We start from the raw sequence: 18,996 nt of genomic DNA, 5'->3' as shown, positions 1-18,996 counted from the left end.
GGTCGGGATGCTCACGCCCAGGCACCAGGCGCTGCTGATGACGCTGGCGGGAATGACCGTCGGCGTCGCCGTGTTCGGCACAGTCGTCGCCGTGAACGGTGGCAATCCGTTCACCGCCCACGACACGCCGGTGGGGATCGTGAGTCCATCGCCGTCCAGCACCCCGAGCCGTGGTGACGGGCTGCAGGCCGATGGCCTTCAGTACGTCGTACAGAACTTCGGCACCGACGACGACCCGGTGTCGTCCGAGATCCCGACCGGGTGGAAGAGCGCTCAGAGCGGCACCCGCCCGAAGTTCATCGACGCGACCGGTGTGTGGCAGATCCGGTTCGACACGCGGGGCAGCAAGCAGACCCCGGACCAGCTGGTCGCGAACCGTGAGCGCAGCATCGACGAGCCCGGCCTGAAGGTGCTCAGCCGCGACAACGGCACGCTGGTCTACACGTACGTCGACAAGAGCCGCGGTCCCCGGATGGGTCTGTCGCGCTGGGTCTCGCTCGACGACGGCAAGACGTCAGCGGTCGAGATCACCGTCGGCGGCCGCCCGCAGGACGAGGCCGGCCTGCGCGCCGTCCTCCAGCAGGCCACCGACACCCTGAAACTCCCGGTCGACCCGAACGACACCCGCCCGAACTAGCACTTGATGTCGGCTGCGGGGGTGTTGCCCTGCACGAGGTAGCTCTCCACGACGTTCTTCACGCACGCGTTGCCCGACAGGTACGCCGTGTGGCCGTCACCGTCACGGGTGACGAGGATGCCGTTCTCGAGCTGGTGCGCCAGGCCGACCGCCCATTCGTACGGCGTGGCCGGATCGCGCGTCGTACCGAGGACCATGATCGGCTTCGAGCCGGCTGCCTTGATCTGGTGCGGCTTGTCCGTCGGCTTCACCGGCCAATTGATGCAGGACGCCGACGACCAGGCGAGGAACTCACCGAACCGCGGGGAGGCGGCCTTGTACTCCGGCACCTCCGCCTGGAGCTGAGCGAGCGAGGTGACGTCCGGCCGGTCGGAACAGTTGACCGCGATCTGGACCTCGTTCGCGTTGTCGGAGTACCCGGACGGCTTGCGGTCGGTGTACTCGTCGGCCATCGCGAGCAGGCGCGCGCCGTTCCCGGCGAGCCCGTCGACGACCGCGTCCTCGAGCCGCGGCCAGAACTCCTTCAGGTACAGCGGGTAGACCAGGCCGAGGATGACCAGGGCCTGCGTGACCTGCCGCTGCCCGTCACCCGGCAGCGGGTTCGCATCGCTGTCCTTGATCAGCTTGTCGACCTTGGCCAGCACCTCGTTCTTGCTGCTGCCGAGCTTGCAGGAGCGCTGCGCACAGTCCTCCGCGAACGCGTCCAGCGCCTTGTCGAAGCCCTTCGCCTGCGCCATCCCCATCTGCTGGGACGAGATCGCCGGGTCGACGGCGCCGTCCAGCACCAATCGGCCGACGTTCTTCGGGAACAACTCGGCGTACGTCGCACCGAGGTAGGTGCCGTACGACATACCCAGATAGTAGAGCTGGGGGTCCCCGACGATGCCGCGCAGTACGTCGATGTCGCGGGCCGCGTCCTTGGTGTTCACATGCGGCAGGAGCTCGCCGGAGCGCTGCTTGCAGCCGGCCGCGAAGGTCTTGGACTGCTTGTCGACGTCGGCGACCTCGGCGGGGGTGTCCGGGCTCCCGTCGGCGGCGATCATCGCGTCCAACTGCGCGGTGTCCAGGCACTTCACCGGGGTGGATTCACCGACGCCGCGCGGGTCCCAGCCGATGATGTCGAACTTCCGCAGCAGCGACGACCCGAACAGCATCGGCGCCTGCGCGGCGAAGTCCTGCCCGGACGCGCCCGGGCCGCCCGGGTTGATGAACAGCGTGCCGATCCGGCCGCCGCGGTCCTTGGCGAGCACCTTCCGGGCGCGCAGCTCGATGGTCCGACCGGTCGGCTTGGTGTAGTCGAGCGGGACCTCGATGGTCGCGCACTGCTGGTTGGAGCCGCAGCGCTCCCAGTCGGGCTGCTGCTGGTAGAACTTCTCCAGCCCGGCCGGGATCGGGCCCACCGGTCCGCTGGGCGGGTTGCTGCCGACGCCGGGCGCCGTACCGCCGTCGGCGTCCTGCGCACGACTCGCTACTCCACATCCGCTCGCGAGCACCGCCAGAGTTGCCACCAGTACGGTCGACCTGCGGAATCTCACTGCGCGGTTTCTCCCTCGTCGTCGTGGTGCAGGCGGCGCCGGCGGCGTGGTTTCCGCGCCCGCCGCTCCTCACGGGCGTCGGTCGGCTCCGGCTCTTCGGGCGCTGCACTCGCTTCCGGTACGACGGGTGCCGCGTCCGGGGTCGTCGTACCGGAGGCCTCGTACTGCTGCCGCGGCGAGCAGACGTCCGCCCGGCTGCACGCACAGCGCCGGCCCGAGGCCGCGAGCCGGACGACCACGGTGTCGCTCGGCACGTTGTGCCCGACCACCACTCCATCACCCGCGGGGGTCTCCACCGCGGACCCGAGCGCCGGAGCCTTCGCGTTGAACTCCTGGTAGAGCGGGTGCTCGTACTTCAGGCAGCACATCAACCGCCCGCAGGCGCCGGAGATCTTCAACGGGTTCAGTGGGAGGTCCTGGTCCTTCGCCATCCGCACGCTGACCGGCTCGAAGTCCTTCAGGAACGTCGCGCAGCACAGGTCCCGCCCGCATGGGCCGATACCGCCCTGCAACCGCGCCTCGTCGCGGGCACCGACCTGCCGCAGCTCGATCCGCGCCCGCAGGGCCCGCGCCAGATCCCGGACGAGCTCACGGAAATCGACCCGGTGCGGCGCCGAGAAGTACACGATCACCAACTGGTCGATATCCGGCCGCCGATCGACGAAATCGATCCCGACCACCTTCATCGGCAGGTCGTGCTCCCGGATCGTCCGCTTGGCGATCACCCGCGCGTCCGCCCGCCGCTGCCGGTTCTGCTCGTCCCGGTCCAGATCCGTGGCGGTCGCGATCCCCGCGCACAACGGCAGCCCACCGATGTCCTCGGTCACGTACTGCGGCGCCCACACACACTCCGCCACCTCGGGGCCGTCGTCGGTAGGCACCAGCACTTTTTCCCCCACCCGAGGCCGAAACTCACCCGGGTCAAGGTAGTAAAGCCGCCCGTACCGCTCGAACGACACCGCCATCACCATGCCCACGCCGTCAGAGTACGGGGTGCAGGTTAGGGCCTACTACCGGTGGCTGTTCTTCACGGTGCCGGTGAGTTTGTCGTCGTCGGGGCCGAACGCGGCGCACAGGACCCGGTGATCGCCGTCGTCCCAGGCGCCTTTGCTAGGCGTCCACCAGTCCAGGTACAGCTCGGACTGGTCACGCGACTTCCCCACGTACGTGCCGAACACGGGTGCACAAGCACGGTCAGCCGCCTTGTTGATGGCGCTGTCACCCGGGTACTTCGTACCAGGAAGCGTCACGATCCCCACCACCTCGCCGTCGTGCTCGTCCGGACAGGGCTGCCGGACCACCTCGTCCTCTTCACTGCCCTCGTCGAAGCACTCCCCGGCCGTCAACTCATCGACGTACGTCGTCGGGCCCGAGTTCGACGACGACACCGGATCCGGTCCGCTGTAGTTGTCGTCGGACGAACCGAGCGCGATCACGAGGACGATCAGCAGCGTGTAGCCGAGCGTCACCAGGGAGCCCATCACCAGTCCGGCGATCGCCATCCCTTTGCCCTCTTGCTTGCGCCGGCTGATCTGCACCAGCGCCGCGATACCGAGCCCGATCGCCACCGGCGCGGACACCCCGACGACGAACCCGCCGAGCCCGGTCACGAGCGCCGCGGTGGCCAGCCCGTTCGTCCCACCCGAACCGCCGTACCCATAACCGCCGTACCCATAGCCGTACCCGTACTGCCCCGGAGCCTGCCCGGCCGGCGGATACTGTCCGGGCCCGTACCCCTGCCCGTACGGCTGACCGCCCGGTGCCTGTCCGTACGGCGCCTGCTGCGACGGCTGCCCAGGCGCGGCCCACGGCGCCCCACCCTGCGCACCAGGCGCCTGCGGCGGTTGCGGCCGTCCGTACGTCGGGAACGCACGGGTCGGATCGTGCGGACGGTCCTGTGGCCTGTCGTCCTGTGGTCGTTCCGGCCCCGGGCCGTACGGTGGCTGACTCACGCTACTACCCCCACTGAATCCCCCGCGGGCATTACCGCTGTGATCCGCGCATCGTACCCGTCAGATGGGTCCCCGGCATGCCGACCAGACACAGGACGTTGCCGTCAGCAACAGCGCGATCCTCGAGGACCACGTAGTACATGTCCAGCTCGGAGCGCTCGTACGGCGTCCCCACGAACTCGACGAACGCGCCGGCGCACTGCTGTGTCGCGACGGTCCCGGTCTGCGCGGTCGACAACCCGACGAGGGCGGCCTGCACCTTCGCGTACGCCTCACCGGTGTGCACCGCGGCGCAGTCCGCGATCCGTACCAGCCGCAGCGTCGCGGCCTCCAGGTCCGCGTCGAAGCAGCGGCCGACCTCCACCTGCGAGATCGACACGGTCTTGCCGATGCCCCGCCGGTGCTCGCCGACCAGGTTGAGCGTGACCGCGACGCCGATCGCGATCACCCAGCACAGCGACACCGCCAAAGCGCCGTACGCCAGCCGCTTCCCGCGCCCGCCGGCGCGATTGATCCGCCGCAGCGCCACTCCGGCCAGGACGATCGCGATCGGCACCAGCCCGGGCAGGCTCGTCGCGAACGCGGCGACGGCGTACCCGTCCTGCCGGCCCTTCGGCGTCGGGATGCCCTCCAGCCAAGACTCAGCCGACGGCAACGGTGGCCGCACAGGCTGGATCGGGGAGGGCGGTTGGGTCATCTTTGTCCGTTCGGCAAGTTGTGCCGAGCGGTTCGCCCGGTTTACCCAGTCATCGGACCCGCTGGTCTCGGTGTTACAGGTTCCGCCCAGTTATCGGACGTGGCGTGATGAACGACTCAGCGCTGTGGGCGCCGCGGGATCGTGAAGCCGTCGCTGCGGCCCTCGAACAGTCCGACCGTCATGGCCTCGAGCGCCACCAGCGGCGCCACGTTCGCCTCGATCGCATCCCGGCACATCGAGATCGCGTCGATCCGGCGTACCGTCTGCTCGGGTGTCGTCCGGCTCCCGAGCTGCTCGATGTTGCGGTGCAGCTCGGCGTTGATCAGCTCGCTGCCGGACCTGGTCTGCACGACCAGCACATCCCGGTAGAGCGCCATCAGATCGACCAGCGAACGGTCCAGAACATCGCGTTCCCACCGCTTCGCGCGAGCCTTCTGCTGTTCCTCGAGCTCCTTCAGCGCCGCGTTCGCCTCGCGCGGCCGGGCGCCCTTCGTGCCGACGCCGAGCGCCTGCTCGAGCGCGGCCCGCTCCTTCTCGTCGACCTTCTCCGCGCTGGCCTTGGCCTCTTCCTTGGCGGCCTCGACCAGCCGTTGCGCCGCCTTCAGGCAGGCCCCGAGATCACGCAGCGCGAACGGCACCTCGAGCACCTTGTTCCGCCGCTCGCGAACCGCCTCGTCGCGGGCCAGCGCCCGCGCCCGACCGATGTGCCCCTGCGCGGCCCGCGCCGCGAACCACGCCAGGTCCTGGCCGATGTCGAGGGTCCGGCTCAGCATCTCCGCAACCGCGGCGACCGGCGGCGTCCGCAGCACCAGCAGCCGGCAGCGGGACCGAATCGTCGGTACGACGTCCTCGACCGTCGGCGCGCACAACACCCAGACGGTCCGCGGCGACGGCTCCTCGATGCTTTTCAGCAACGCGTCCGCGGCCTGCTCGGTGAGGCGGTCCGCGTCCTCGACGACCATCACCTGCCACCGGCCCTGCGTCGGGCTCATCGCGGCCCGACGCACGAGCTCGCGGACCTCACTGACCCGGATCGACAGCAGTTCGGTGCGGATCAGCGACACATCGGGGTGTGCGCCGCTCAGCGCCGTACGGCATTCGTTGCACTCGCCGCAGCCGTTGTTCGCGCACTGCAGCGCGGCCGCGAAAGCCCGGCCCGCGTTCGACCGGCCGGATCCGGGTGGCCCCGTGATCAGCCACGCGTGCGTCATCCCGGCGACCGCGGGACCTCGCTCGCCCCGCAGCGCGGCAGCAGCGCCGTCGACGGCCTTCCGCAGTACGGCGACCGCGGGCTCCTGCCCGACCAGGTCGTCCCAGACACTCATAGGCCCACCTTGGGAAGCATCGGTTGCAGCCGGGCGCGGATCTGTTGCGCGATGTCCTCGCGGTCCTGGGTCGCGTCGAGCACCAGGTAGTGCTGGGGCTCGGCAGCGGCCAGCTCGAGGAACGCGTTCCGCACCCGCTCGTGGAACGCGTCGGACTGCGCCTCGATCCGGTCCCGTTCGGCGAACCGGCCGAGCCCGCCCTTCGGCGGCATGTCGAGCAGGATCGTGAGATTCGGCCGGAGGTCGTTGGTGGCCCAACGATTCACCCGCTCGACGTCGGACAGATCCAGATCCCGGCCGGAGCCCTGGTACGCCAGCGCGGAGTCGACGTACCGATCGGTGATCACGACCGCGCCAGACTTCAGCGCCGGCTTGATCACCGAGTCGACGTGCTCGGCCTTGTCGGCGGCATACAGCAACGCCTCGGCGCGGTGCGAGATGTCGCCGGTCGCCGGGTCGAGGACGATCTGCCGGAGCGTCTTGCCGAGCTCGGTCGCGCCCGGTTCGCGGGTCAGCAGCACCTGTTGGCCCTGCTCCTCCAGCCATGTCACCAGGAGCGCGGACTGCGTCGACTTACCGGCGCCGTCGCCGCCCTCGAGCGCGATGAACAGCCCGGTCGTCGGATAGTCGCCACGCGTCTTCCCGAAACTTCGCCGTACGTCGCGCCAGAACGGAACCCCTGGGCGGTCGTCCATCTGCCGCCAGGCGAGCAGGCCGATCACCCCGGCCAGGACCGCCGCCGCGACCATCGTCATCGAGGCGCCGTTGTACGTCGCCGAACGGCCGCCGATCGTCCACGTGTGCCGGCCGATCGCGCCCGCGGCGAACGGCGCGATCGCCAACGTGACCGCGAGCACCGTCCGGACGGCCGACTGCACGAACGCGAACGTCCGCCCGCGCACGGCGTCCGGCACCTCGAGACCGAGCAACGTGTACCCGGAGACCCACGAGCCGCCGGCGCAGAACCCGAGCAGGACCGCGATCATCGTGGCGATCTCGATCTGCTGGATCAACGCCAGCCCGGCCAGGCAGATCCCCGACCCGACCAGCCCGGCCGCGAACAGCCGACGCCGGGACAGTCCGGAGAAGATCCGTGGCGCGAAACCCATGCCCAGCGCGAGACCGCCGAACACGGCACCGAACAGCACGCCGTACCCGGGGTCGCCGGCGCCCAGCCCTTCGACGTACGTGCGGCCGAGTCCGATCACGACCGCACCGGCCGCGAACGCGCCGGAGATCCCGATCACGAGACCGCGAACCACCGGAGTGCCGGTGACGTAGGACCAGCCCTCGACCACGGTCCGCCACAGCGTCGGATGGTCCTCGTGCTCGTGAATCGCGCGGCCGATCTCGGCGACCGACACGATCGCGAACGCCGAGATGACGAAGGTCGCGGCGTTCACGTACACGGCCAGGTCGATGGCGAAGTCGCCGGCCCAGCGCGACACCAGGGTGATCGCGGTGAAGATGGCCGCGGCCGGCAACGCGGTCCCGTACGTCGTGATCAGGCTGAGCTGATTGGCCGCCTCGAGCCGGTGCCGGGGCACCAGGTTGGGCACGCTGGCGTCCTTGGCCGGACCCCAGATCAGGCTGACGATCTCGATCAGCACCGTTGCCACCAGCACCCAGGTCAGCGTGCCGACGATCGGGATGCTGACGAAGAACGCGGCCCGGACCAGGTCGCCGACAATCATCGTCCAGCGCCGATCCAGCCGGTCCGCGATCCAGCCCGCCACCGGGCCCATCACCAGCGCGGGCAGCACACGCAGGAACAGCACGCCGCCGATCGCGAAGTTGGCCGCCTGGTAGTCGTCGCCGGCGAACGACTTCGCCATCGCGGTCAGCGCCAGCAGGCCGATCCAGTCCCCGAGGCTCGACAGCCCGAACGCGATCCACAGCCGCCGGAACGCCCGGATCCGCAACACCGCCCGCACGTCGTGCGCCGGTGCAGGATCAGTCAACGGGTCATAAGCCTCCGGCACACCGCAAGCCTAGTGGGCAGCGTGGACAGCCTCGCCCAGCGCATCCAGTGCGGCCTTCAACTCGCCCGCCGGCAGGAAGCCGAACCCGAGCCGGAACACCCGCGGCTCGTCCCCGAACCAGTCCCCCTCGGCCAGCCGGACGCCACCCTCCGCCGCCGCACGCCGGAACCGCTCGAGATCGACGGACGGCTTGAGCCGGATCACGCACAGCGCCCCGGCATCCGGCCGAACCCACTCAACAAGCTCGCTGTTCGCGTCGACCCAGTCCTGCGTCATCAGCAGGTTCTGCTCCAGCCAAGGCCGTCGTACGGCGAGGATCTCGTCCTCCTGCTCGAACACCCGAATCGCCAGCGCCTCCGTGACCGTGGACGCGGTGACCACCGTGTTGAACTTCGCCGTCGTCAACTGCTCGACCAGGCCAGCGTCGGTGCTGATCACCCACCCGATCCGCAACCCGGCCGCCCCATGGCACTTCGACAGCGACGCGACGGACACCACCTTCGGCCCGAGCCGGAGCGCTGTGTCCGCGACCGGATCGTCGCCGTACGCCGCGGTCCGATAGGTCTCGTCCACCATCAAGTACGCGTCTGGGCAGATCTCGCTCATCGCATCGACGATGTCGCGCAGGGTCTCCGGCGGTACGGCGACACCGGACGGATTCTGAGGTGTCGCCAAACTGACCAGCATGGTCTCCGACGTCAGCTGCGCACGCACCGCATCCGCAGTGAGCCGGTAGCCCGCGTCGAAGCTCAGCGGAACGACCCGCACCGACGCACCGACCGTGTCGAACGCACTGCGCGTCATCGGGAACTGCGGCGCCGTCGTCACCACCTCTCCCTCCAGTAGGTAGGCGAGGAGGAAGATCCCGTGCATCCCGCCCACAGTGACGACCACGTCCTCGGGCCGTACGCCGTGCCGGTCCGCGATCGCCGTACGGAGCCGAACGTCGCCGGCTGCCGTGCCGTAGCCGAGTTCGAGGTCGCCCAGCTCGGGCGTGAGCAGGTCCGCGAGCCGGAGATCCGGGCCGTAGCTCTCGCCCAGTTCGTGCCGCGGCTGCTCGGCGGTCAGAGACATGATCGGGTTGCTCGGGAAGGTCGGCATACCGCCATCGTTCTGGACTCGCACTGGTCGGTGGAGAGCCAATCCGGCAGAATTGGTTCGCAGATGAGACCAATCGAGGTAGTCGACCGATTGGGCCGCTGGTCGTCCGGCCGCGGCCCGCTGTACGTGCTGCTCGCGGCCCGCCTGCGGCAACTGATCGACGACGGTGAACTCCCGCCGGGCGTACTACTTCCACCGGACCGCGCGCTGGCAGGTGCTCTGGCGGTCGGCCGTACGACGGTGGTCGCCGCCTACGACCTGCTCCGGGCCGAAGGGCGCATCACGCGCAAGCAGGGCAGCGGGACACGCGTTGCCGACGTACCTCGAAACGGGCAGGTCGAGGACGCACCGGTCGACCCGATCTTCCTGGACTCCCTGGAGGCCCGGGATGACGACGTACTGCTGGCCATCTGTGCCGCACCAGGTGATCCGCCACCGCAACTGGCGGAGGCGTTCGCCACGATCGCACCCGAGCTCGCACGCGTCACCGACGACATCGGCTACTACCCGTACGGCCACCCGGCGCTCCGCGAGGCGCTGGCGGATCGCTACACGGCTCGCGGCGTACCAACCGGTCCTGGGCAGATTCTGGTGACGAACGGCGGTCAACAGGCCCTGTCCCTGCTGGCCCACGCTCTCGTGTCGCCCGGGGACCAGGTGCTCGTCGAGGCGCCGACGTACCCGGGCGCGCTGGAGGTGTTCCGGGAGGAGGGCGCCGTACTGCGTGGTCTGCCGGTGGGACTCGAGGGGCTCGAGGGGGCGATCCGGGAGCGGCGTCCGGCGCTCGCCTACGTGATCCCGACGTACCAGAACCCGACCGGCTCGGTGATGTCCGCCCTCGCACGTCAGCGGGTGGCCGGCGCAGGGATCCCGGTGATCGAGGACGAGGTGCCGGCCGACCTCAGGTTCCCTGGTGAGGCGTTGCCCACGCCGATCGCGGCGTACGGCGACTCCGTCATCTCGATCGGCTCGCTCAGCAAGAGCATCTGGGGCGGCCTGCGGATCGGCTGGATCCGCGCTGCACCACCCTTGATCAACCGCCTGGCCCGCCTCCGCGCGGTCCACGACCTAGGCGGCAACGTCCCGACCCAGCTGGCCGCCGTACACCTGCTCCCGCTCCTGGACGGCCCGGCCCTGCACCAAACCCTCAAGACCCGCCACGACCACCTACACACCGAGCTGACCCAGGCCCTCCCCACGTGGCAGACCACACCTCTGACAGGCGGCCAGTGCCTCTGGGCGCGCCTGCCGTACGGCGACGGCACGTCCTTCGCCCAGACCGCCCTCCGCCACGGTCTCGCAATCCTCCCCGGCTCCGGCCTCGACGTCACCGGCGCCAGCGACGCCTACGTCCGCCTACACTTCCGAGCCCGCCCAGAAGACCTCACCGAAGCCGTCCGACGCCTCACCAACGCTTGGTCCGCCTACCACCCACCAACCGACCGGGTACACCCGCGACCGGCCATCGCCGTCTGAGCGGATCGCCAGGCCATCACAAGTGGGGTTCGCAGGCGCACTCACGCGGGGGCGCGCCGGATTGCGGGGATTGTGATGGCCTGGCGATCCGGCATCACCGCGTCGTGAAGCGGAGCGTGAGATTCGACGCGGCGGTTTTGAGTTTGTCTCGGTCGGGGAGGGCGGGGCCGCAGGCGGCGGTGCCGACGCCGGTTTGGGCGATGTCGATGGTGACGTGGGTGGTGTCGCCTGAGGTGAGGAACGCGGTGTGGGTCGCGTTCTCCAGGTCGGCCGACGTCCAGTCGCGGACGGTCAGGCCGAAGAGCTGGTCGACCGCCTCGATCCGAAGGCCGTCGAGCGCGGCCCAGCGGGTGTCGATGCGGTGGCCGTTCTCCTGCGGGCGGACGTACGGCGTCTGCAGTTCGGCGACCGTGGCGGCGTACTTGCCGACCGCGGCGGCCTCGCGGGTGTCGACGTACGCCTCGTTCGGGCCGGTCCCGAACCACTCGACCTGCTGCACCTTCGGCAGCTCGAACGTGATGCCGAGCCGCGGCAGCACCTCCGGGAACAGCCCTTCCGGTACGACGCTCAGCTCCAGCACCACGCCGTCGTCGACAGCGGTCCAGCGCCAGGTGCTGCGCAGGCCCCACTGCAACTGCGGCGGCGCGGTCCGGGTGACGACCTCCCAGGCACCGTCGCGCTCGCCCTGCGACACGATCCGGTGCTGCACGCGGTGCAGCCCTTCCTCGCGCCAGGCCGCGGCGACGCCGGGGATCGCGTCGTTGTCGATCGGCGCCCGCCAAACATCCAGCCGAGCGTTCTTCACGCCGGCGACGGTGATCCCGTCGATCCCGGCCTCACCCGCGGCCGGCGAACCGCTCACCACAACCTCGGCGGCAGCAGGCTCGTCCAGCCGGATCTGGCCCCAGGCGATGCGGTGGCCGGCCTCGGTCCAGGACGTCGTCTCGGCCAAAGAAGCGGTGACGGTCACCCAGGTCTCGGGCTTCGAGGCATCCACCGACGGCAACTCGACCGTCACGGTCTCGCCAGGCGCGATCGCCGGAACCGACAGGCTCCCGCCATCAACACGTGAGCCTTCGGTCTCGACGACGTAGCTGAAGCTCAGGTGGCTGGTGTCGAGGACCTCGTAGCGGTTGGTGATCGACACGCGGTTGCCGTCAGCAACGATACGCAGCGGCTCGATCACCTTGATGTACTCGTGCATCCCGGGCGACGGCGTCCGGTCCGGGAACAGCAGACCGTCGCAGACGAAGTTCCCGTCGTGGATCGTCTCCCCGAAGTCCCCGCCGTACGCGTAGACCTCGCGGCCGTCGATCGTGGTCCGCAGGCCGTGATCGATGAACTCCCAGATGAATCCGCCCTGGCAGCGCGGGTACTTCTCGAAGACCTCGCGGTAGTCGAGCAGCCCGCCCGGCCCGTTGCCCATCGCGTGGCCGTACTCGCAGAGGATGAACGGCAGCCCTCGGTACGACGACGTGTCCTCGCCGATCTCCGCGACACCCGCGGGCGAGGTGTACATGCTCGAGTAGATGTCGACGAACTCGGCGTCCCGGTCGCGCTCGTAGTGCACCGGCCGCGACGGGTCGAGTTCCTTGACCAGGTCGTACATCGCCTTGAGGTTGTCGCCCATCCCGCACTCGTTGCCGAGCGACCAGAGGACGATCGACGGGTGGTTCTTGTCGCGCTGCACGGTACGGCGCATCCGGTCGACCATGTCGTCGCGGAACCGCTCGTCCATCACCGGGTTCGGCAGCTTCGGCGGCTGCGGCTCGTACCCGAACCCGTGGGTCTCGAGGTCGCACTCGTCGACCACGTACAGCCCGTACTCGTCGCACAGCGACAGGAAGTGCGGGTGCGGCGGGTAGTGGCTGGTGCGGACCGCGTTGATCCCGGCCCGCTTCATGATCAGTACGTCGTCCAGCATGTCCTGCTCGGTCAGCGAGCGGCCCCGGTCCGGGTGGAACTCGTGCCGGTTGACGCCATTGAACAGCACCCGGTTGCCGTTGACCGTGAAGATCCCGTCGACGATCGCGACGGTCCGGAACCCGATCCGCAGCCGCACGTCACCACCGGCAGTCCGCAGTACGGCGTCGTACAGCCGCGGCACCTCGGCGCTCCACGGCTGCACGCCCTCGACCCGGGTGTGCTCGCCGGTCGCCAACTCCACCCCGAGTTCGGGGACGGTCACCGTGCCGGGTACGTCGGACTCGACCAGCAGCGTGCCGGCGCCGTCGATGTGGTCCCACGCGGCCTTGACGAAGACGTCCGTCGGCGCGTCCGGACGCAGCGCGAGCAGGTTGACCTCGCGGAAGATCCCGGACAGCCACCACATGTCCTGGTCCTCGACGTAGCTGCCGGTCGACCACTGGTGCACGCGGACGGCGATCCGCGCTTCCTTGCCCGGAGCAACCAACGACGTGACGTCGAACTCCGACGCCAGCCGGGAGCCGGACGACCAGCCGACCCGCTCGCCGTTCACGTACACCGCGAACCGCGAGTCCACGCCCTCGAACCGGAGCACGATCCGGGCGCCTTCGAAGTCCGCCGGCACCGTCACGGTCCGGACGTAGTCGCCGGTCGGGTTGTCGGTCGGCACGTACGGCGGCTCGAGCGGGAACGGGTAGACCACGTTCGTGTACGCCGGCGCGCCGTACCCGTTCAGCTGCCAGTGGCCCGGGACCGCGATGGTGTCCCAGCCGGAGGTGTCCGGGTCCTTCAGATCGTCCGGCGCGTCCGCCACGGTCGGGGACAGCCGGAAGCTCCAGTCCCCGCTGAGCGCCACGCGCCCGGAGTCGTCATCCAGCCAGGCGCGCGGCGCCAGCACGTTCTCACCGGAAGCAAAGTCTTCGACATAGGTCACAGACCCTGACCCTAAGCCAACTCTGTTCATGAATCCACACCGATGAACAGATATGGACAGGTGTGACCGCAGTGGGCCAAGCGGCTACTGGCAGTTCTTGCAGACCCCGACCAGGGCCACCTGCTCGGGGGCGAGATGGAAGCCGAGTTCGCGGGCGAGCTTCTTGCGGGCGGACTCCAGGACGTCGCCAGGCGCGTCGTACACGGTGCCGCACCCGGAGCAGCGCAGGTGCAGGTGCCGCGGCGCGAGATCCCCGGCCAGGTGGTACGTCGTACCCGCCCGGCCCAGATGCACATGCGTGACGAGACCGAACTCACCCAGCGCGTCGAGCGCCCGGTAGACGGTGGCACGGTGGATGCCCGGGCGGAGCTGCTCGGCGCGTTCACCGATCTGCTCGGCGCTCAGGTGCTCCTCGGTCCCCGCCAGCACCTCGACCACCGCAAGCCGCGCCGGCGTGACCCGCTCACCCCGCTCCCGCAACCGCTGCGCGCTGACTTCGACAGCACTCGTCACAGGCGCTCCTTTGCAATCGGGCTTCAGCTACCGAGCCGTCACCCGGTGAGCAACCAAACCAATGTACTTTCCGCGTACGACGTCTCACACCTTGGGGAACTGCGATGAGTGATCAGTCGAACGCCGTCGTACGCCGCGGCGCCGGCGAGCTGAGCGGTGTAGTGCGGAACGTGCAGTTCCGCTCCGAACTGCGGGGTGAGAACGGCTCCGTCCAAGTGCTGACCTTCCAGCTCGAGCAGCACGACGCCGTCGGCAAGCAGCTGCAGCCCGTGCTGGTCGAGCTGCGCGGGCTGTCGCTCGAGGGTCAGGTCGCCGACGGCGAGCAGGTGACCGTCGCCGGGAAGTGGCGCAACGGCCGCGTCGTCGCGAAGCAGGTGGTCAGTCAGACCACCGGCGCCTCGATCCGCGCCCGGCGGCCGCCACTGTGGGTGGCGGTGCCGGCCGCGATCCTCTTCGCCGCGTTCTTCGCGTTCGTGCTCTACTTCCTCATCCGCGGCTTCGGCAGCGTCGGCGGCTGAGGCCGGTCAGCTCTTCTTCGCCGGCGCCTTCTTGGTGGTCGACTTCTTGGCGGCGGTCTTCTTGGCCGCTGTCTTCTTGGTGGTCGTCTTCTTCGCAGCAGTCGTCTTCTTCGCGGCGGTCTTCTTGGCGGCCGTCTTCTTCGCCGGACGCTTCACCGGACCGCGGGCGCGCTTCTCCGCCAGCAACTCGGCCGCACGCAGCAGCGAGATGGTCTCCACCGAGTCGTCCTTGCGAAGCGTCGCGTTCGTCTCCCCGTCGGTGACGTAGGGACCGAAGCGGCCCTCCTTCACCACCACCGGCTTCTTGGACTCCGGGTCCTCACCCAGCTCCTTCAGCGGCGGCGCGGCGGCCCGCCGGCCCCGCTGCTTCGGCTCGGAGTAGATCGCCAGCGCCTCCTCGAGCGTGATGTCGAACATCTGCTCCTCGGACGACAGCGACCGCGAGTCCGTGCCCTTCTTCAGGTACGGCCCGTAGCGCCCGTTCTGCGCGGTGATCTCGTCACCGGACTCCGGGTCCTTCCCGACCACGCGCGGCAGCGACAGCAGCTTCATCGCGTCGTCGAGCCCGACCGACTCCAGCGTCATCGACTTCAGCAGCGACCCGGTCCGCGGCTTCGCGCTCTTCGGCGCGTCCTCCGGCAGTACCTCGGTCACGTACGGCCCGAACCGGCCCGCCTTCGCCACCACGCGCAGACCGGTGTCCGGCGCCGTACCCAGCTCGTGCTCGACACCCGACGGCTGCTCCAGCAGCTCCTGCGCCTTGTCGACGGTCAGCTCGTCCGGCGGCAGGTCCTCGGGCACGTTCGCGCGCCGCTCGTCCTTGTCCTCGACGTACGGCCCGTACCGCCCGACGCGGAGCACGATGCCGCTGTCGTCGCCGCCGACCGGGAAGGTCGACATCTCCCGGGCGTCGATGTCGCCCAGGTCGGTCACCATCGACTTCAGGCCCTCGAGGTTGTCGTCGCCGAAGTAGAACCGGGACAGCACGCCTTCACGCTGCAGGTCACCGGACGCGACCTCGTCGAGCACATCCTCCATCGATGCGGTGAACGTGTAGTCGACCAGCCGGGTGAAGTGCTCCTCCAGCAGCCGCACCACCGCGAACGCCAGCCAGGCCGGCACCAGCGCCTGACCCTTCTTGTAGATGTACCCACGGGCGACGTTCGTGCCGAGGATCGTGGCGTACGTCGACGGCCGCCCGATCTCCCGCTCTTCCATCTCCCGGATCAGCGTCGCTTCCGTGAACCGCGCCGGCGGCTTCGTCTCGTGCCCCGAGGCGAGCACCTCGATCGCGGGCAGGACGTCGCCCTCCTCGACGTTCGGCAGCCGGGTCTCCTGGTCGTCGGTGCCCGCGGACGGGTCGTCCGCGCCCTCGACGTACGCCTTGAGGAACCCGTGGAACGTGATCACCCGGCCGGACGACGTGAAGTCGCACTTCTCGCCGGTGGAAGCGGTCGCGTCGATCTTGATCGACACGCTGTTCCCGGCGGCGTCCTTCATCTGGGACGCGATCGTCCGCATCCAGATCAGCTCGTACAACCGGAACTCGGCACCGCTCAGACCGGTCTGCGCCGGGGTCTGGAAGACCTCACCGGCCGGCCGGATCGCCTCGTGCGCCTCCTGGGCGTTCTTCACCTTGGAGGTGTAGACACGCGGCTTGTCCGGCAGGTACGACGCGCCGTACAGCTCCCGGACCTGGGCCCGGGCCGCGGTGATCGCGGTGTCCGACAGCGTGACACTGTCGGTACGCATATAGGTGATGTTGCCGTTCTCGTACAGCCGCTGGGCGACCTGCATGGTCTGCGACGCGGACATGCCGAGCTTGCGGCCGGCCTCCTGCTGCAGCGTGGTGGTTCGGAACGGCGCGTACGGCTTGCGGGTGTACGGCTTGGACTCGATCGACCGGACGGTGAACTGCGAGTCGCGCAGCGCGGCGGCCAGCGCGGACGCGGTCTGCTCGTTCAGGTGGACCGTGTTCGCGCCCTTGAGCTCACCGGTCGAGTTGAAGTCGCGGCCCTGCGCCACCCGCTTGCTGTCCACCGAGACCAGGCGGGAACCGAACTGCCGCGGCGTCCGGCTCTCACCGGCGTCCAGGGTCGCGTCGAGGTCCCAGTACGACGCGCTGCGGAAGGCGATCCGCTCGCGCTCGCGGTCCACCACCATCCGGATCGCGACCGACTGCACCCGGCCCGCCGACAGCTTCGGCATGACCTTCTTCCACAGCACCGGCGAGACCTCGTAGCCGTACAGCCGGTCGAGGATCCGGCGCGCCTCCTGCGCGTCGACCAGGTCCTCGTCGATGTCGCGGGCGTTGCCGACCGCGTCCTGGATCGCCTTCGGGGTGATCTCGTGGAAGACCATCCGCTTGACCGGGACGGTCGGCTTCAGCTCCTCCAGCAGGTGCCAGGCGATCGCCTCGCCCTCGCGGTCCTCATCTGTCGCCAGGAAGAGCTCGTCGGCGCCCTTGAGCAGGTCCTTGAGCTTGCGGATCTGAGCCTTCTTGTCGGCGGGCACGACGTACAGCGGGTCGAAGTGCTCGTCGACGTTGACGCCGAGCCGGGCCCACGGGAGGCCTTTGTACTTGGCGGGGATCTCGTCCGCCCCGCTCGGCAGGTCGCGGATGTGGCCGAAGCTGGACTCCACCACGTACCCGGACCCCAAGAAACCGGCGATCATCCGCGCCTTCTTCGGCGACTCGACGATCACGAGACGGGTCCCTACGGCTGTCTTCGTCCCTGCTGCCCCTGCCACTGCGCTCCCTACTCTCGACCTGCCGACAACGCCCCTACTCCGTCGTCTGTTCCCCCGGGCACAGACCGACCCCACCCGAGGACAGAGTACGGCCGACGGCAACGCATTTCTCAACGCACGGTAACCGCTGCGGCCCCCTTTATGCCCCTCAGGGTTCCAGAAAGTGGCGAACAACCCACCGTTACCGCGAGTCGCGACACTGCCACAGACTGCCCCGGGCCGTCTAACGAGAGTACGCCGTCTCAGCGTGCGAACCGGACCTCGGGGAATCTGGAGGAGTCTCCGCGCAGCAGGAGAGACGGGCGGCGGCGCAGCGTCTGGTCGAAGAAGGCAGCGACGTACTCGCGCTGGGCGAGCACGCTCCGCGCCGGCTTCGCACTGCCCACCAGAGCCTTCATCACCGACGTGATGATCGGGTCCTCGCCGTAGATCTCGTGGAACAGCTGGGAAAAGATGAACTGGTAGTCGGTGAAGGTCCGCTGCTTCGTGCTCGCCAGCGTCAGATTCAGCTTCCCGCCGCGCTGTGCCTCCCAGAAACTCGCCCACGACTTGTCGTAGTACTCCTTGCCCGGATCGGTCCGCTGCGTCCCGGCCGAGCCGAACAGCAGGAACGGCCTGTCCAGCCCCCGCTCCGCGACCTCACCGAGCGGCCCCTTGAGCCGGTCGTCCTGCAACGTGCCGTCCAGGTCGAGCCCGGCCAGCACCCGCTCGTCCTCGAGCATCGTGTTAGCGGCCGTGTACCCACCGAGCGCGAACCCGAACATGCCGACCTTGCGCAGCTCCAGCCCCTCCGCCAGCCCGCCCGGGAGATCCTTGCCCTCGGCATCGACATTCTCGCCGCGGGCGAGCCGCTCCAGCTGATCCAGCACGAACCGCGCGTCCGCGGTCCGGGTCTCGACCGCCTTCCGGATCTCCTCCGGACCGGCCGGTTCTTCCGTCGACGTGCCCGGCAGGAACCGCCCGCCCGGGAACTCCACCGGCGTCTCGTGCGAGTGGTCCATCGTCACCACGACGTACCCGCGGCCCGCCAGGTCCTCCACCTGCGCGGTGTTCACGAACCGGCTGTACTGGTAGCCGGGCGAGAACAGTACGACGGGATGCCGCAACCGCTGCATCGGTACGTCGACACGCGAATGCGTCTCGGTGTTCGCGAAGTCGAACGAACCGCTCGGCAAGGCGAGGCCGTACTCACCCGTCCAGGTGTCGTCGACCTCGACCGCGGTCCTTGGCGGCATGTACTTCGCGAACGGTGCCGGTCCGAACATGCCCGCCGGGTACCAGAGGCTGATCATCAGTTCCCGCTGCCCGCTCGGCATGCTCGGATCCGGCCGGGACCGGTCGATCAGGTGGATCGCGGTCGTCCCGAGCGCCTTCCGCCCGCTCGGCACCGGCAGCTTGAACTTCACCGGATGGAAGTCCGGATCGCCGTTCGGCCGGATCCGCCCGGCCCGCTCCGGGTCGAACGGCGAGGCCTGCGCCAGGCCCGGCGTGGCGGACGTCGCGCCCGCCGCCAGACCCGCTGTCAGGCCCGCCGCCAGCAGGTGGCGCCTGGTGAGTCTGTGACTACTGAGGCTGGTGGGACGTGAGTTCGCCATGCGACTCATCGTCATCGCGGAGTTTCACTCCGTGATAGCGACACCGTCTCAACT

The 18,996-nt window shown here is 69.3% G+C and carries 14 protein-coding genes; 3 read left to right on the top strand and 11 right to left on the bottom strand.

The genetic code is table 11. The features are described 5' to 3' along the window. Positions 1-7 precede the first annotated feature (7 nt). Positions 8-637: a hypothetical protein gene (locus EV649_RS30625; RefSeq protein WP_130387064.1), complete on the top strand. Its 630-nt coding sequence runs from the start codon at positions 8-10 to the stop codon at positions 635-637. Here the strand turns inward: EV649_RS30625 and EV649_RS30620 are convergent. From EV649_RS30620 to EV649_RS30590, 7 genes are all read right to left on the bottom strand, one after another. Further along, a complete protein-coding gene (locus EV649_RS30620) occupies positions 634-2,172 on the bottom strand; it encodes an alpha/beta hydrolase (protein WP_130387063.1) in 1,539 nt (512 codons plus the stop codon). The two genes, EV649_RS30625 and EV649_RS30620, sit on opposite strands and share 4 nt — an antisense overlap. Next, positions 2,169-3,143 carry a regulatory iron-sulfur-containing complex subunit RicT gene (gene ricT / locus EV649_RS30615; RefSeq protein ID WP_130387204.1) on the bottom strand — a complete coding sequence of 325 codons (975 nt, stop codon included), beginning with the start codon at positions 3,141-3,143 and terminating at the stop codon, positions 2,169-2,171. The genes EV649_RS30620 and ricT overlap by 4 nt, the downstream gene beginning before the upstream one ends. 39 nt (positions 3,144-3,182) lie before the next feature. Next, positions 3,183-4,124, bottom strand: coding sequence for a DUF4190 domain-containing protein (locus EV649_RS30610; protein WP_130387062.1), 942 nt, complete (start codon positions 4,122-4,124; stop codon positions 3,183-3,185). Between the two features lie 31 nt (positions 4,125-4,155). After that, on the bottom strand, positions 4,156-4,821 hold the full coding sequence (locus tag EV649_RS30605) for a DUF4190 domain-containing protein (protein ID WP_130387061.1): 666 nt from the start codon (positions 4,819-4,821) through the stop codon (positions 4,156-4,158). A gap of 116 nt (positions 4,822-4,937) precedes the next feature. Then, positions 4,938-6,146: a DNA polymerase III subunit delta' gene (locus EV649_RS30600; protein ID WP_130387060.1), complete on the bottom strand. Its 1,209-nt coding sequence runs from the start codon at positions 6,144-6,146 to the stop codon at positions 4,938-4,940. After that, positions 6,143-8,128, bottom strand: a complete 1,986-nt coding sequence (gene tmk, locus EV649_RS30595; protein WP_130387059.1) for a dTMP kinase — start codon at positions 8,126-8,128, stop codon at positions 6,143-6,145. The genes EV649_RS30600 and tmk overlap by 4 nt, the downstream gene beginning before the upstream one ends. Positions 8,129-8,137: 9 nt before the next feature. After that, positions 8,138-9,229, bottom strand: a complete 1,092-nt coding sequence (locus EV649_RS30590; RefSeq protein WP_130387058.1) for a pyridoxal phosphate-dependent aminotransferase — start codon at positions 9,227-9,229, stop codon at positions 8,138-8,140. 63 nt (positions 9,230-9,292) lie between these two features. Here EV649_RS30590 and EV649_RS30585 point away from each other — a divergent pair, with 63 nt between their 5' ends. Further along, positions 9,293-10,705, top strand: a complete 1,413-nt coding sequence (locus EV649_RS30585; protein WP_130387057.1) for a PLP-dependent aminotransferase family protein — start codon at positions 9,293-9,295, stop codon at positions 10,703-10,705. Positions 10,706-10,799: 94 nt separating this feature from the next. On the opposite strand, the gene EV649_RS30580 is transcribed toward EV649_RS30585, so the two are convergent. Together EV649_RS30580 and EV649_RS30575 are read right to left on the bottom strand one after the other, a co-directional pair. Then, positions 10,800-13,565 (bottom strand): glycoside hydrolase family 2 TIM barrel-domain containing protein, encoded by a 2,766-nt coding sequence (locus tag EV649_RS30580; protein ID WP_241998837.1) that lies wholly within the window; start codon positions 13,563-13,565, stop codon positions 10,800-10,802. Between the two features lie 84 nt (positions 13,566-13,649). Next, positions 13,650-14,078 (bottom strand): Fur family transcriptional regulator, encoded by a 429-nt coding sequence (locus tag EV649_RS30575; protein ID WP_130387055.1) that lies wholly within the window; start codon positions 14,076-14,078, stop codon positions 13,650-13,652. Between the two features lie 104 nt (positions 14,079-14,182). On the opposite strand from EV649_RS30575, the gene EV649_RS30570 reads away from it, so the two are divergent. Next, a complete protein-coding gene (locus tag EV649_RS30570; protein ID WP_130387054.1) occupies positions 14,183-14,596 on the top strand; it encodes a hypothetical protein in 414 nt (137 codons plus the stop codon). Positions 14,597-14,602: 6 nt separating this feature from the next. Here EV649_RS30570 and topA read toward each other — a convergent pair whose 3' ends face one another. After that, positions 14,603-17,302: a type I DNA topoisomerase gene (topA, locus tag EV649_RS30565; RefSeq protein ID WP_130387053.1), complete on the bottom strand. Its 2,700-nt coding sequence runs from the start codon at positions 17,300-17,302 to the stop codon at positions 14,603-14,605. Between the two features lie 287 nt (positions 17,303-17,589). Continuing rightward, positions 17,590-18,942 (bottom strand): lipase, encoded by a 1,353-nt coding sequence (locus tag EV649_RS30560; RefSeq protein ID WP_130387052.1) that lies wholly within the window; start codon positions 18,940-18,942, stop codon positions 17,590-17,592. Positions 18,943-18,996 lie beyond the last annotated feature (54 nt).

Origin of the sequence: Kribbella sp. VKM Ac-2569, from assembly GCF_004216905.1 — a bacterium.
Taxonomy (GTDB): Bacteria; Actinomycetota; Actinomycetes; order Propionibacteriales; family Kribbellaceae; genus Kribbella.
Note: the sequence above shows the minus strand (reverse complement) of the source record. Positions and strands in the feature narration are given on the sequence as shown.

Bases quoted from the DNA above. Each gene is read 5' to 3' on its own strand.
- EV649_RS30605 (WP_130387061.1), bottom strand. From the start codon at position 4,821: ATGACCCAACCGCCCTCCCCGATCCAGCCTGTGCGGCCACCGTTGCCG.
- EV649_RS30585 (WP_130387057.1), top strand. From the start codon at position 9,293: ATGAGACCAATCGAGGTAGTCGACCGATTGGGCCGCTGGTCGTCCGGC.
- EV649_RS30560 (WP_130387052.1), bottom strand. From the start codon at position 18,942: ATGGCGAACTCACGTCCCACCAGCCTCAGTAGTCACAGACTCACCAGG.
- EV649_RS30625 (WP_130387064.1), top strand. From the start codon at position 8: ATGCTCACGCCCAGGCACCAGGCGCTGCTGATGACGCTGGCGGGAATG.
- EV649_RS30590 (WP_130387058.1), bottom strand. From the start codon at position 9,229: ATGCCGACCTTCCCGAGCAACCCGATCATGTCTCTGACCGCCGAGCAG.
- EV649_RS30600 (WP_130387060.1), bottom strand. From the start codon at position 6,146: ATGAGTGTCTGGGACGACCTGGTCGGGCAGGAGCCCGCGGTCGCCGTA.
- EV649_RS30570 (WP_130387054.1), top strand. From the start codon at position 14,183: ATGAGTGATCAGTCGAACGCCGTCGTACGCCGCGGCGCCGGCGAGCTG.
- ricT (WP_130387204.1), bottom strand. From the start codon at position 3,143: ATGGTGATGGCGGTGTCGTTCGAGCGGTACGGGCGGCTTTACTACCTT.